The organism is Lysobacter sp. 1R34A, assembly GCF_051217035.1.
Classification (GTDB): Bacteria; Pseudomonadota; Gammaproteobacteria; order Xanthomonadales; family Xanthomonadaceae; genus Lysobacter.
The window spans coordinates 138,595-151,031 of record NZ_JBPKJP010000001.1; the positions used below are offsets into that span (position 1 = coordinate 138,595).

Here is a 12,437-nt window from a genome sequence, read left to right on the forward strand (position 1 = left end):
ATGCCGCGGGCACGGCCCGCGCCGTCCCGGTCGTGAGAGGCGAAGGCGATCAGCCGAGCTGGGGTTCGTAGGCGCGAAAGCGCTTGGGTTCGATGCGGTGCTTGCGCATCAGCTCGAAGAAGGCGCGGCGGTCCTTTTTCGCGGCGATGGCGGCATGGGTGACGTTGCCGGCATGCGTGGCGAGCAGGTGCTCGACATAGCCGCGCTCGAAATCCTCCACCACCCGCTGCTTGGCGGCCCGGAACGAATCGGCGGCCAGGTCGAACGAGGGCGGCAGGGACAGGTCGGGCGAGGTCGGTTCGATCTCGATGTCCTCGGCGATGAGCACGTTGCCGCTCGACAGCAGGACCGCGCGCTCGATCACATGCTTGAGCTCGCGCACGTTGCCGGGCCAGTCGTGGCGCAGCAAGCGTTCGAGCGCGCCGTAAGCGAAGCCGGCCGGGGCGCGGCCGAACTCGCGGGCGAAGTGGGCGGCGAAGTGCCGGGCCAGGATCGGCACGTCCTCCGACCGCTGCCGCAACGGCGGCAGAGTGATGTTGAGGACGTTGAGACGGTAATACAGGTCCTGGCGGAAACCGCCGCTCTGCGAGAGCGTGCACAGGTTGCAGTTGCTCGCGGCGATCACCCGCAGGTCGGCGCGATGCACGGTGTTGGAACCGACCGGCCGATACTCGCGTTCCTGCAGGAAGCGCAGCAGCTTGGCTTGCGCCGACAGCGGCAGGCAGTCGACGTCGTCGAGAAACAGGGTGCCGCCCTCGGCTTCGCGCACCAGCCCCGGGCAGGCGCTGTGGGCATGGGTGTAGGCGCCTTTGACGTGGCCGAACAACTCGTTCTCGACCAGTTCGACCGGTATCGCGCCGCAATTGACCGCGACCCACGGCCGGTCGGCGCGCATCGACAGATAATGGATCGCCTGCGCGCACACCTCTTTGCCGGTGCCGGTCTCGCCGGTGATCAGTACGCTGGCGTCGCAGCGGGCCAGGGTCGGCAGGCGCGCCGCGATCATCGCGCAGGCCTTGCTGGCGTGGACGAAACCGCGGATATGCGGCTCGGCTTCCGGGGCCGGTTCGCTGCGGCACGGCGCCGCCGCGGCGTGCAGCGCACGATGCAGCCGCACTCGCCATTCCGACCCGGTCGCGGGCAGGGACACGAAGTCGGAGGCACCGGCCAGGGCCGACGCATCGAGTTCGTTGTCGCCGGCGTCGCGGGTCGCGACCACGATCGCCAACTGCGGCCGTTCGTGGCGGATCGCCGCGATCGACTCGGCGATCGCGGCCCGCCCATCCAGGCCCGGCACCAGGACGATGCCGTCGGCGCCCTGGATCGCGGCCTGCAGGTAGCCCGAAGGCGACAGCTCGATGGAGGCGCAACCCGACAAGGCCGCAAGCACCTCGCGCAGCTCCGCAGGCGCGCTTCCGAGCGGAACCACGGCCCAACGGGGGACTTCCATCGCGCGCGCCTCCATGACAGGGAAAGTCCGTTCGACCTGCGCAGCCGGCCGCGGCGCGGCGCCATCGCGGCGCCAAGCCGGGTCGGAGTTTTTTCGAGGTGTTGCACGACGATCAACGGGGCGCCATCCCGGCGCCGGTCACCGCCGGGGTGTTCGTTGACGCAACATCGCGGAAAATCCGACCGGCGGTCGGGCGTCTCGCGGGGGCCTGCGTCTGGGTGGTCTGGGCAGGCGAGGGAGGGCTACCCGATGGCGGAGGGCGCTCGGCCGGGGCGCATCTCGAAAGCGCACTCACTTCACCCGATGCTTCCCCAGCTTCCGGGCCAAGGTCCTTCGATGCATCCCGAGCCGCCTGGCGGTCTCGGAGATGTTGAAGTCGGTTTCGGCGAGCATCTCGTGGATGCGCTCCCATTCGAGGGTCTTGATCGAGGTCTGGCGTTCGGTCAGTTCGACCGTGGCGTCGCCGCCGGCGCGGCCGAAGGCGGCTTCGATGTCGTCGGTGTTGGAGGGCTTGGCCAGGTAGTGGCAGGCGCCGAGTTTGATCGCTTCGACCGCAGTGGCGATGCTGGCGTAACCGGTCAGGACCACGATCAGCATGTCGGGGTCGTGGGCGTGCAGGGCCTGCACGCAGGCCAGGCCGGAGTCGCCGCCGGCCAGTTTGAGATCGACCACCGCAAAACCGGGCGAGTGTTCGCGCAGCAAGGCATCGACTTCGCTGAGGTCGGTCGCATTGCGCACCAGATAACCGCGGCGCTCGAACGAGCGGGTCAGGGTGCGGGCGAAGGCGGCGTCGTCTTCGACGATCAGCAGTTCGCGCGGCGCGTCCCGGGGTGGGCCGGGATCTTCACTTTTGAGATCAGGGCTCATCGGCGGCCTCGACCAGGGTCAGCGCCGACAGCGGCAGGGTCATGGCGACGACCGCGCCGCGCGGGCTGCGGTTGTGCGCGGTGATGCTGCCGCCGAGGGTGCGGGCGACGTTGAGGGCCAAAAACAGGCCGAGGCCGCCGCCGGGGCGGCCCTTACTCGACTGATACGGTTTGCCGAAGTGCGAGAGCATGGCCGGGGCGAAGCCGGGGCCGATGTCGCTGACCTTGAGCACCAGGCGGTCGTCTTCGCGCGAGGCTTCCAGGCCGATCCAGTCGGGCGAGGCTTCCAGGGCGTTGTCGAGCACGTTGCAGATCATCTGCTTGAGGCCCGAATCGGAGACGATCGGCAGATCTTCGCCGAAACCGTTGGCGTAATCGAATCCGCGCACCGGGCGGGTGCCGCGCCATTCCTCGACTAGGTCGTCGAGGAAGGCGCCGACCGTGGTTTCCGCCGGCGCTTCGCCGCGGGTCTCGCCGGCCGAGAGCAGGATGCCGGTGACGATGGTCTTGCAGCGATGCAGTTGGGTCTGCATCTCGTCGAGCTCCTGCAGCAGCTCGGGCTGTTCGGTGAACGGCGCCATGCGCCGCCAGTCGCCGAGGATCACCGACAAGGTCGCGAGCGGCGTGCCGAGTTCGTGCGCGGCGCCGGAGGCCAGCAGGCCCATGCGCACGATGTGCTCTTCCTCGGCCGCGCGTTGGCGCAGGTCGGCCAGGCGCGCGTCGCGGGCGCGCAGGATGCGGCCGATGCGGGTGATGAACACCACCAGCAAGGTGGCGTTGAGGACGAAACACAGCAGCATGCCCTGCACATAGGGGTCGGCGAGGCCGCGGGTCGGGTCGGCCGGAATCACCACGGGCCCGGCGAACATGGTCAGGGCGATGAAGCAGGCGCTGGTCGCGAACACCACCGCCCAGCTCGCCCACGCGCGCAGCAGCACCGCCGCCAGCGCGACCTGCAGCAGGTACAGGAACACGAACGGATTGGCCGCGCCGCCGCTGAGATACAGCTGCGCGGTCAGGGTGACCACGTCGACCAGCAAGGCCAGGAACAGCGCGCCGTTGGTGACTTTCTCGCGGTGCCGCCAACGCAGCAGGCTGACCAGGTTGAACGCGGCCAGGCAGGCCAGGACGATCGCCATCGGCGCCAGCGGCAGGGCGATGCCGAAGGCGAAATGGACGAAGACGATGGTCGCGACCTGTCCGATCACCGCGATCCAGCGCAACTGGATCAGCTGGTGCATGTTCTTGACCCCGGCGCTGTCGCGCGAGGCCGCCGACGCGGGCGCCTGGGAGTCGATCGTGCGCGGCAGCGGCAGGTCCTGCATCGGCGCTCCTCAGCGGGGTTCGTCGAGCGATGCGGCGGCGCGGCGGCGCCGACGTTCTTCCAGAGCCACCCGCCATGCGGCGGCGGCGACCATCAGGGCCAGCCCGAACCAGGTCAATGCGTAGACCAGATGGCTGTTGGGAAACTTTATCACCGTCAGTCCGCCGACCGGCCAGGCCGGCTCGGCGCCGGGCGCGGCCGCACCATCGCGACGGTCGGCATCGACGAAATAGGGCGCGACTCGCTGCAGGCCGCGGGCGGCAGCGATGGCTTCGACGTCGCGCGAGTACCAGCGGTCCTGCTGCGGCGCGTTCTTGCGCAGGAAGCCGCCGCCGGGCTCGCTGAGGCGCAGCAGACCGGTGACCTGGGTATCCGACAGCGAGGCAGTCGCGGCGGCGGCTTCGCGCCGGCCCGGCACGTAGCCGCGGTTGATCAGGACGATATCGCCGCCGGTGGTCTGGAACGGGCTCAGCAGCCAGAACCCGGGGCCGATCGCGGTCACGGCCTGGACCAGGCTGTCTTTTCCGCGCAGGTAACGGCCTTCGAGCCGGACATGGCGGTATTCGTCGCGGGCGGCGCTGACCCCGGCCCAGTCGGCCGGCCCGGGCGCGGCGCCGGGGGGCGCATGCACGCGCGCGTCGACCCGCTCGATCAGGTCGAGCTTCCAGGCCCGCCGCTGCACCTGCCAGCTGCCGAGGGCGATCAGGCCGAGGAAGGCGGTCAGGAACAGCAAGGACAGCGCCGCCAGGGCGAAACGGCTGCGCGGGCGCTTGGCGGTGTTCGTCATGGTCGGGGCCTTTTCATGAATCGCCGATAGGGCGTTCGGTGTTGCTCGATTTCAAGCTCGTGCAGAGGCTTACGCTACTCCTCAGCTCGCATCCCCGCGAAGGCGGGGGTGAGTGGATGCGCTGGCTCGCGTATCCATGAACGCCAGGGCGCCATGCGTCCTGACGGACCGCGGAGAGTTCATAGCGATGTCGCGTTGGGGCCCTGGTTGTTCGGCTTCGTCGAAGTAAAGCGGAGCCCGCCCTCGCTGGAACGACGGTAGGCAAGATCGCAACGACTCTTTCATTCGTCATCCCCGCCTTCGCGGGGATGACGGGTGATGCTTACGCTGTTCCCGAGTCCCGAGTCCCGAGTCCCGAGTCCCGAGTCCCGAGTCCCGAGTCAAGGCATGTTGCGCATATCGTGCGGAGCCATCGGCATCATGTTGACGTTGAGGTGGTGCATGACCCACAAGGAACCGGCCAGCAGGATCACCACCAGCACCAGGGTGAAGATCAGCGCGAGCATGTTCCAGCCGCCCTCCGACTTCGTGTTCATGTGCAGGAAATAGACCATGTGCACGACGATCTGGACCACGGCGAAGGCCAGCACCACGAACGCGGCGGTGCCGGAGTTCGGGATCACCTTGGCCATGATCAGCCAGAACGGGATCGCGGTCAGCACCACCGACAGCAGGAAGCCGATGGTGTAGCTGCCGACGCTGCCGTGGGCGCCGTCGTCGTGTTCGTCGTGGCCGTGATCGTGGCCGTGCTCGTGCGCGGCATGCGTGGCGGGCTGGGTCACGGCAGCACTCCCATCAGGTAAACGAAGGTGAAGACGCCGATCCAGACGACGTCGAGGAAATGCCAGAACATCGACAGGCACAGCAGGCGGCGGCGGTTCTCGACGGTCAGGCCGTGCTTGCCGACCTGGACCATCAAGGTGACCAGCCAAACGATGCCGAAGGTGACGTGCAGGCCGTGGGTGCCGACCAGGGCGAAGAACGAGGACAGGAACGCACTGCGCTGCGGGCCGGCGCCCTCGTGGATCAGGTGGGCGAACTCGTACAGTTCCAGGCCGATGAAGGCCAGGCCGAACAGGCCGGTGACCGCCAGCCAGCCCTGCACCGCGGCGATCTTGCGCTTCTGCATCGCGATCATCGCAAAGCCATAGGTGATCGACGACAGCAACAGCATCGAGGTGTTGATCGCGACCAGTTGGAGGTCGAACAGGTCCGCGCCCGAGGGCCCGGCGGCGTAGCTGCGTCCGAGCACGCCGTAGACCGCGAACAGGCAGGCGAACACCAGGCAGTCGCTCATCAGGTAGAGCCAGAACCCGAGCAGGGTGCCGTTCTGCGGATGGTGCTTGCCCTGCAGGTCGAGGAAGACCGGACGCCCGTCGGGCGAGTGGGTGGCGATGGCGTGAGCGTCAGACATGGGCGGCGGCCAGTTGTTGCGTGCGCTTGGACTCGGTCGCGGCCACTTGCTCGGCCGGGATGTAGTAGTCGCGCTTGTAGTTGAAGGTGTGGACGATCGCGGCGATCAGCATGGCGGCGAAGAAGACCCCGGCGACCAGCCACATCTGCCAGATCAGGGCGAAGGCGCAGACGGTGCTGAGCAGGGCGATGACCAGGCCCGCGGCGGTGTTCTTCGGCATGTGGATCGGTTTGAAACCGCCGGTCGGGCGCTGGAAGCCGCGTTGCTTCATGTCGTGCCAGGCGTCGTTGTCGTGCACCACCGGGGTGAAGGCGAAGTTGTAGTCCGGCGGCGGCGACGACGTCGACCATTCCAGGGTGCGGCCCTGCCAGGGGTCGCCGGTGCGGTCGCGCAGCGATTCGCGGCGGCGGATGCTGACCACGAACTGGATCAGCATGCAGGCGATGCCGATGGCGATCAGCACCGCGCCGAATGCGGCGATGACGAACCAGATCTGCAGCGACGGGTCCTCGAAGTGGTTCATGCGCCGGGTCACGCCCATCAGGCCGAGTACGTACAGCGGCATGAAGGCGAAGAAGAAGCCGGTGATCCAGAACCAGAACGAGCACTTGCCCCAGAACGGATCGAGCTTGAAGCCGAAGGCCTTGGGCCACCAGAAGTTGATGCCGGCGAACAGGCCGAACAGCACGCCGCCGATGATCACGTTATGGAAGTGGGCGATCAGGAACAGGCTGTTGTGCAGGACGAAGTCGGCCGGCGGCACCGCCAGCAGCACGCCGGTCATGCCGCCGATGGTGAAGGTGACCATGAAGCCGACCGTCCACAGCATCGGTACTTCGAAGCGGATGCGGCCGCGGTACATGGTGAACAGCCAGTTGAAGATCTTCGCCCCGGTCGGGATCGAGATGATCATCGTGGTGATGCCGAAGAACGAGTTGACGCTGGCGCCCGAGCCCATGGTGAAGAAGTGATGCAGCCACACCAGGTAGGACAGGATGGTGATGACCACCGTCGCGTAGACCATCGAGGCATAGCCGAACAGGCGCTTGCCGCTGTAGGTCGAGACGATCTCGGAGAAGATGCCGAAGCACGGCAGGATCAGGATGTAGACCTCCGGATGGCCCCAGATCCAGATCAGGTTCACGTACATCATGGGGTTGCCGCCCAGATCGTTCGTGAAGAAGTTGGTGCCGGCGTAACGGTCGAGCGAGAGCAGCAACAGCACCGCGGTCAGCACCGGGAAGGCGGCGACGATCAGCACGTTGGTGCACAGCGAGGTCCAGGTGAACACCGGCATCTTCATCAGGCTCATGCCCGGGGCGCGCATCTTGACGATGGTCGCGATCAGGTTGATGCCCGACAACAAGGTGCCGACGCCGGCTATCTGCAAAGCCCAGATGTAATAGTCGACGCCCACCCCGGGGCTGTAGGCGATGCCCGACAGCGGCGGATACGCCAGCCAGCCGGTCTTGGCGAACTCGCCGATGAACAGCGAGGCCATCACCAGGCCGGCGCCGCAGGCGGTCATCCAGAAGCTGAAGTTGTTGAGGAAGGGGAAGGCGACGTCGCGCGCGCCGATCTGCAGCGGCACCACGTAGTTCATGAAGCCGGTGACCAGCGGCATCGCCACGAAGAAGATCATGATCACGCCGTGGGCGGTGAAGATCTGGTCGTAGTGCTCCGGCGGCAGGTAGCCGACGTTGTCGCCGAAGGCCATCGCCTGCTGCAGGCGCATCATGATCGCGTCGGCGAAGCCGCGCATCAGCATGACCAGGCCCAGCACGATGTACATGATGCCGATCTTCTTGTGATCGATGCTGGTGAACCACTCGTTCCAGAGGTAACCCCAGAGCTTGTAGCGGGTGATCGCGACGAGCAGGCCGAGGCCGCCCAGCGCGACCATGGCGAAGGTCGCGATCAGGATCGGCTCATGCAAAGGGATCGAGTCCCAGGTGAGCCGGCCGAAGATCAGCGTGGCGAGGTTGGATTGGTCAGACATCTCGACTCCAGAAGTCCGCGGGCGGACTCGGCGCGCGTTCGGCGCGCCCGGTGATTGCGTTTACGTGAGGTCAGGGGGCGAGCGTGGCCAGGCCCAGGGTCGAGCCGGCCGAGGGTTCGGTCAGGCACATCGCCGAGGTCACCACCGGGCCGCCGCGCAGGTCGCCCTTGCGACGCGGCGCGAGTGCGTTGGTGTTGAGGCCGAGGCCGCCGCCGGCGTCGATGGCCATCATCTCGTCCATGCACATCTTTTGGCTGTCGACGCAGCGGTTGAGGATCGCCTTGTACAGCCCGGGCGCGACCGCGCCGTAGCGGCGCACCGGTTCCTTCTCGCTGGGCTTTTCCAGCTCCAGGTAGCCGGCGCGCTCGAGGGTCGCGCCGCTGGCGCGGTTCTTGGCGACCCAGGCGTCGAAACCGGCCTGGTCGAGACCGTGGAAACGGAAACGCATATGCGAGAAGCCGGCGCCGCTGTAGTTGGCCGAGAAGCCTTCGTAGTTGCCGGGCTTGTTCATCACCGCGTGCAACTGGGTTTCCATGCCGGGCATGGCGTAGATCTGCCCGGCCAGGGCCGGGATGTAGAACGAGTTCATCACCGTGGAAGCGGTGATCTTGAACTGGATCGGGCGATCGACCGGCGCGGCGAGTTCGTTGACCGTGGCGATGTTCTGCTCGGGATAGAGGAACAGCCATTTCCAGTCCAGCGCCACCACCTCGACCACGAGCGGCTTCACATGCGCCGGCACCGGGCGGTTCTTGGCGATGCGGTCGAGCGGGCGATACGGGTCGAGGGTGTGCGTGCTCATCCAGGTGATCGCGCCGAGCGCGATGATGATCAGCAGGGGCGCGGCCCAGATCAGCAGCTCGAGCTGGGTCGAATGATCCCAGTCCGGCTTGTAGGTGGCCTGGGTGTTCGCGGCGCGGTAGCGCCAGGCGAAGTACAGGGTCAGCGCGATCACCGGCACGATGATCAGCAGCATCAGCACGGTCGACACCACGATCAGGTCGCCCTGCTGCGCGGCGACGTCGCCGGGCGCGTTCAGCAGGATCGTGTTGCAGCCGGCCAGCGGCAGCAGCGCCGCGGCCAGGCACAGGCGAAGGAGAGTCCTCGGGAGCGAGGCACGGCGGGGCAGGGGTTCGATGGCGGTCATCTAGGCAGTACAGCTGCACGATCGAGGCCGCGGCAGTCGCGGCGATGCGCGCACTGTAGTGGCGCGCGACTGTGACGACGATTGGACGTTTTGTCCTATGGCAGCGCCGCGCCGGTGGTGGGAAGCTAGCGGCGTCCCGGCTGCCGGGCGCCCGTACTTTGCCGCGTTTGCGGCCGCGGGCGTCGTTTCCGGTGCTGTCGTTGCCCGATGCGCTTTAACTGAACGTACCCGCCTGTTTAGGCACAGTGCCCGGCCCGGTCGCCACGACCGCGCCGCGGCGCCCACCACCGAATCGACGATGCATACGCCAAATCACGCAAACCCGGATTCCTCCATGACCGTTTCGGTGCACGACACCGGTTCGCATGCCGAGGTCGCGCCCGGCGACATCGCGGTCGGCGTGGTGATCGGACGCGCCTCGGAGTACTTCGACTTCTTCGTTTACGGCATCGCCTCGGCGCTGGTGTTCCCGACGGTGTTCTTCCCGTTCCTGGGCCGCCTCGAAGGTACGCTGTGGTCGTTCGCGGTGTTCGCGCTGGCCTTCGTCGCGCGCCCCATCGGCACGGTCGTGTTCATGTGGATCCAGCGCCGCTGGGGCCGCAGCACCAAGCTCACCGTCGCGCTGTTCCTGCTCGGCACCTGCACCGCCGGCATCGCTTTCCTGCCCGGCTTCGGCAAGATCGGCGTGCTGTCGATCGTGCTGTTGTCGCTGTTCCGGGTCGGCCAGGGCATCGCCCTGGGCGGTTCCTGGGACGGCCTGCCGTCGCTGCTCGCGCTCAATGCGCCCAAGCACCGCCGCGGCTGGTACGCGATGCTCGGCCAGCTCGGTGCGCCGGCCGGTTTCATCATCTCCGCCGGCCTGTTCGCCTATCTCAACACCAGCCTGGCGCCGAGCGACTTCCTCGACTGGGGCTGGCGCTATCCGTTCTTCGCCGCGTTCGCGATCAACGTCGTCGCCTTGTTCGCCCGCCTGCGCCTGGTCGTGACCCACGAGTACGAACGCGAACTCGGCGAGCACGAACTCGAACCCACCGACGTGGTCGAGCTGTTCCGGGAGAAGGGCCGCCACGTCGTCATCGGCGCTTTCGCCGCGCTGGCCAGCTACGCGCTGTTCCACATCGTCACGATCTTCCCGCTGTCGTGGATCCTGCTGTATTCGGACCAGTCGGTCAGCCAGTTCCTCGGCGTGCAGATCGTCGGCGCGCTGCTCGCCTGCGGCTCGATGGTGGTCTCGGGCCTGATCGCCGACCGCTACGGCCGTCCGCGCACGCTCGCGGCGCTGGCTGCGGCGATCGCCATGTTCAGCGGCTTCGCGCCGACCCTGCTCGGCTCCGGCGAAGTGGGCCAGGACGTGTTCATCCTGATCGGCTTCGTCCTGCTCGGCCTGTCCTACGGCCAGGCCGCCGGCTCGGTGACCGCCAACTTCGGTTCCAAGTACCGCTACACCGGCGCCGCGCTGACCTCGGACCTGGCCTGGCTGATCGGCGCCGCGTTCGCGCCGCTGGTGGCGCTGGGCCTGTGCGCGCACTTCGGCCTGGCCTTCGTCGGCGTGTACCTGCTGTCGGGCGCGATCTGCACCCTGGCCGCGCTGGGCGTCAACCGGGCGCTGAAGCTGCGCAGCTAAAACCGCTGCGTGTTCCGACGCGCCGCCCGGACGTCGTCCGGGGCGTGTCGTGCGGGCCGAACGCCTGCCGGCGGGTCGGCCCGTCGCCGTTTCATTCTTTCGCCACTCACGATCGCGACGCATCCGGCCGGTGGCCGGAGCGTCCGATCGCACTGCGCTTCAATGCGCGTGCTGTTCCTGCGCCTTGATCAGGCTGGCCGGGCGCATGTCGGTCCAGTTCGTCTCGATGTAGTCCAGGCAGGCCTGGCGCGCGCCGGGGCCGTGCACGCTGCGCCAGCCGGCCGGGACTTCGGCGAATTCGGGCCACAGCGAATGCTGGTTCTCGTCGTTGACCAGGACCAGGAAGCTGCCGTTGGGGTCGTCGAAGGGATTGCTCATGTCGTGCTCCTGCGTTGCGGTTGCGATGAGGGGAGGCGAGCCGGGCGGGCCGCCGCTCCCGAGGGTGGAAGGATGCCGTTGTTGCATTACCGATCGGACCGACCGCGCATGATCCTCAGCGTCGCCCTGCTCAGTACGTGACCACGGTCCGCGATTGCGAGCGCAGGGCCGGCCGGTCCGCGTGCGGGATCGAACGTTCCAGGTCGCTCAGGTAATCGTCGACGCCCTGATCGTGGCCCGGAGTCACGGTCATATGCAGTGCGGCCGGGTTGGACAAGCGGCTGACGTACCAGCCGCGCGCTTCCATGGCGTCGCCGACGTCGTGGATGTCGTAGCGGTCGGAGGCGAAGGCGATCACGCTGAGGTCGGGCTGGCCGAGCAGGTGCAGGCCGGGGATGCGCTCGATGCCTTCGATGTAGCGGTCGCGGATGTGCATGACGCGTTGCGCGAGGGCGCGGTAGCCGGCTTCGCCGAGGTAGTGCATCACCGCCCAGGCCGCGGCGACGGCGCCGCCGGGGCGGGTGCCGGTCAGGGTTTCGGTGCGGTAGATGCCCTTGGGCCAGTCGAAGTACTCGAAGTACTGGTGCTCCTGGTCTTCGGCATCGGCGTACAGGATCACCGAGGCGCCCTTGGCGGCGTAGCCGAACTTGTGCAGGTCGGCCGACAGCGAACGCACGCCGGGCACGCTGAGGTCGAAGCGCGGCAGGCCGTTCATGAACTTGGCCACGTGCGGGGCGAGGAAGCCGCCGATGCAGGCGTCGACGTGCAGCCAGACCCCGCGCTCCAGCGCCAGACGGCCGATCTCGACGATCGGGTCGATGGTGCCGAACGGCAGCGACGGCGCCGAGGCCACGATCATCATGGTGTCGTCGTCGATGTGCTGGGCGAGGATGTCGGCGCAGGCGCGATAATCGACGCCGATCGGCACCCGCACCACCTCCAGGCCCATCAGGTCGGCGGCCTTGTCGTAGGCCGGGTGCGCGCTGGCCGGCAGCAGCAGGTGCGGGCGCGCCTGCGGGCGCCGCGCGCGGAAGGCGCGATGGGCGCTGCGCACCGCCAGCATGATGCTCTCGGTGCCGCCCGAGGTCATGGTGCCGCCGGCATCGCCGCCGCCGCCGAGCAACGACAGCGAGATGTCGAGGATGTCGTCCTGCATCCGCTTCAGGCTCGGGAATGCCGCCGGCGCCAATGCGTTCTCACTGATGAACATCGCATAGGCCTGGCGGGCGACGTCGAGCACGTCCTCGCCGGCGTAATAGACGTGCAGGGGCGTGCGGCCGTGGCGCCAGTCGGCATCGCCGCTGCGCAGGTCGGACATGGCTTCCTGCAGCTCGCTCCAGGCCTGGCCGCGCGAGGGCAGGGTCTTGCGACCGTTGAAATTGAACCGCGTCATGATGCGCTGTCTCGTCAGGTCAAAGGGAAAATCCAGGGAAAGCGGAGGCCATCGC

At 67.7% G+C, this 12,437-nt stretch carries 11 protein-coding genes; 1 reads left to right on the plus strand and 10 read right to left on the minus strand.

Annotated elements, in window-relative coordinates; translation table 11 throughout:
- Positions 1 to 49 precede the first annotated feature (49 nt).
- The 8 genes from ACSAMQ_RS00535 to cyoA all read right to left on the minus strand — a co-directional run bounded on the left by ACSAMQ_RS00535 (position 50) and on the right by cyoA (position 8,987).
- Positions 50 to 1,450: a sigma-54 interaction domain-containing protein gene (locus ACSAMQ_RS00535; RefSeq protein ID WP_435393757.1), complete on the minus strand. Its 1,401-nt coding sequence runs from the start codon at positions 1,448 to 1,450 to the stop codon at positions 50 to 52.
- Positions 1,451 to 1,741: 291 nt separating this feature from the next.
- Positions 1,742 to 2,317: a response regulator transcription factor gene (locus tag ACSAMQ_RS00540; protein WP_435393758.1), complete on the minus strand. Its 576-nt coding sequence runs from the start codon at positions 2,315 to 2,317 to the stop codon at positions 1,742 to 1,744.
- Positions 2,307 to 3,641, minus strand: a complete 1,335-nt coding sequence (locus ACSAMQ_RS00545; RefSeq protein WP_435393759.1) for an ATP-binding protein — start codon at positions 3,639 to 3,641, stop codon at positions 2,307 to 2,309. Before ACSAMQ_RS00545 ends, ACSAMQ_RS00540 begins: the two co-directional genes overlap by 11 nt.
- A 9-nt stretch (positions 3,642 to 3,650) precedes the next feature.
- Positions 3,651 to 4,427 (minus strand): SURF1 family protein, encoded by a 777-nt coding sequence (locus ACSAMQ_RS00550; protein ID WP_435393760.1) that lies wholly within the window; start codon positions 4,425 to 4,427, stop codon positions 3,651 to 3,653.
- A 380-nt stretch (positions 4,428 to 4,807) separates the two neighbouring features.
- Positions 4,808 to 5,209 carry a cytochrome o ubiquinol oxidase subunit IV gene (cyoD, locus tag ACSAMQ_RS00555; protein WP_435393761.1) on the minus strand — a complete coding sequence of 134 codons (402 nt, stop codon included), beginning with the start codon at positions 5,207 to 5,209 and terminating at the stop codon, positions 4,808 to 4,810.
- Positions 5,206 to 5,841 carry a cytochrome o ubiquinol oxidase subunit III gene (cyoC, locus tag ACSAMQ_RS00560; protein ID WP_435393762.1) on the minus strand — a complete coding sequence of 212 codons (636 nt, stop codon included), beginning with the start codon at positions 5,839 to 5,841 and terminating at the stop codon, positions 5,206 to 5,208. The genes cyoD and cyoC overlap by 4 nt, the downstream gene beginning before the upstream one ends.
- A complete protein-coding gene (cyoB, locus tag ACSAMQ_RS00565) occupies positions 5,834 to 7,810 on the minus strand; it encodes a cytochrome o ubiquinol oxidase subunit I (RefSeq protein ID WP_435393886.1) in 1,977 nt (658 codons plus the stop codon). The genes cyoC and cyoB overlap by 8 nt, the downstream gene beginning before the upstream one ends.
- A gap of 100 nt (positions 7,811 to 7,910) precedes the next feature.
- Positions 7,911 to 8,987, minus strand: coding sequence for a ubiquinol oxidase subunit II (cyoA, locus tag ACSAMQ_RS00570; protein ID WP_435393763.1), 1,077 nt, complete (start codon positions 8,985 to 8,987; stop codon positions 7,911 to 7,913).
- 334 nt (positions 8,988 to 9,321) lie between these two features.
- Between cyoA and ACSAMQ_RS00575 the strand changes: the two genes are divergently transcribed.
- Positions 9,322 to 10,611 carry an MFS transporter gene (locus ACSAMQ_RS00575; protein WP_435393764.1) on the plus strand — a complete coding sequence of 430 codons (1,290 nt, stop codon included), beginning with the start codon at positions 9,322 to 9,324 and terminating at the stop codon, positions 10,609 to 10,611.
- A 159-nt stretch (positions 10,612 to 10,770) separates the two neighbouring features.
- Here ACSAMQ_RS00575 and ACSAMQ_RS00580 read toward each other — a convergent pair whose 3' ends face one another.
- Both ACSAMQ_RS00580 and ACSAMQ_RS00585 read right to left on the minus strand, forming a co-directional pair.
- Positions 10,771 to 10,989 (minus strand): MbtH family protein, encoded by a 219-nt coding sequence (locus tag ACSAMQ_RS00580; protein WP_031372417.1) that lies wholly within the window; start codon positions 10,987 to 10,989, stop codon positions 10,771 to 10,773.
- A 130-nt stretch (positions 10,990 to 11,119) separates the two neighbouring features.
- Positions 11,120 to 12,382 carry a pyridoxal phosphate-dependent decarboxylase family protein gene (locus ACSAMQ_RS00585; RefSeq protein WP_435393765.1) on the minus strand — a complete coding sequence of 421 codons (1,263 nt, stop codon included), beginning with the start codon at positions 12,380 to 12,382 and terminating at the stop codon, positions 11,120 to 11,122.
- Positions 12,383 to 12,437: the final 55 nt, after the last annotated feature.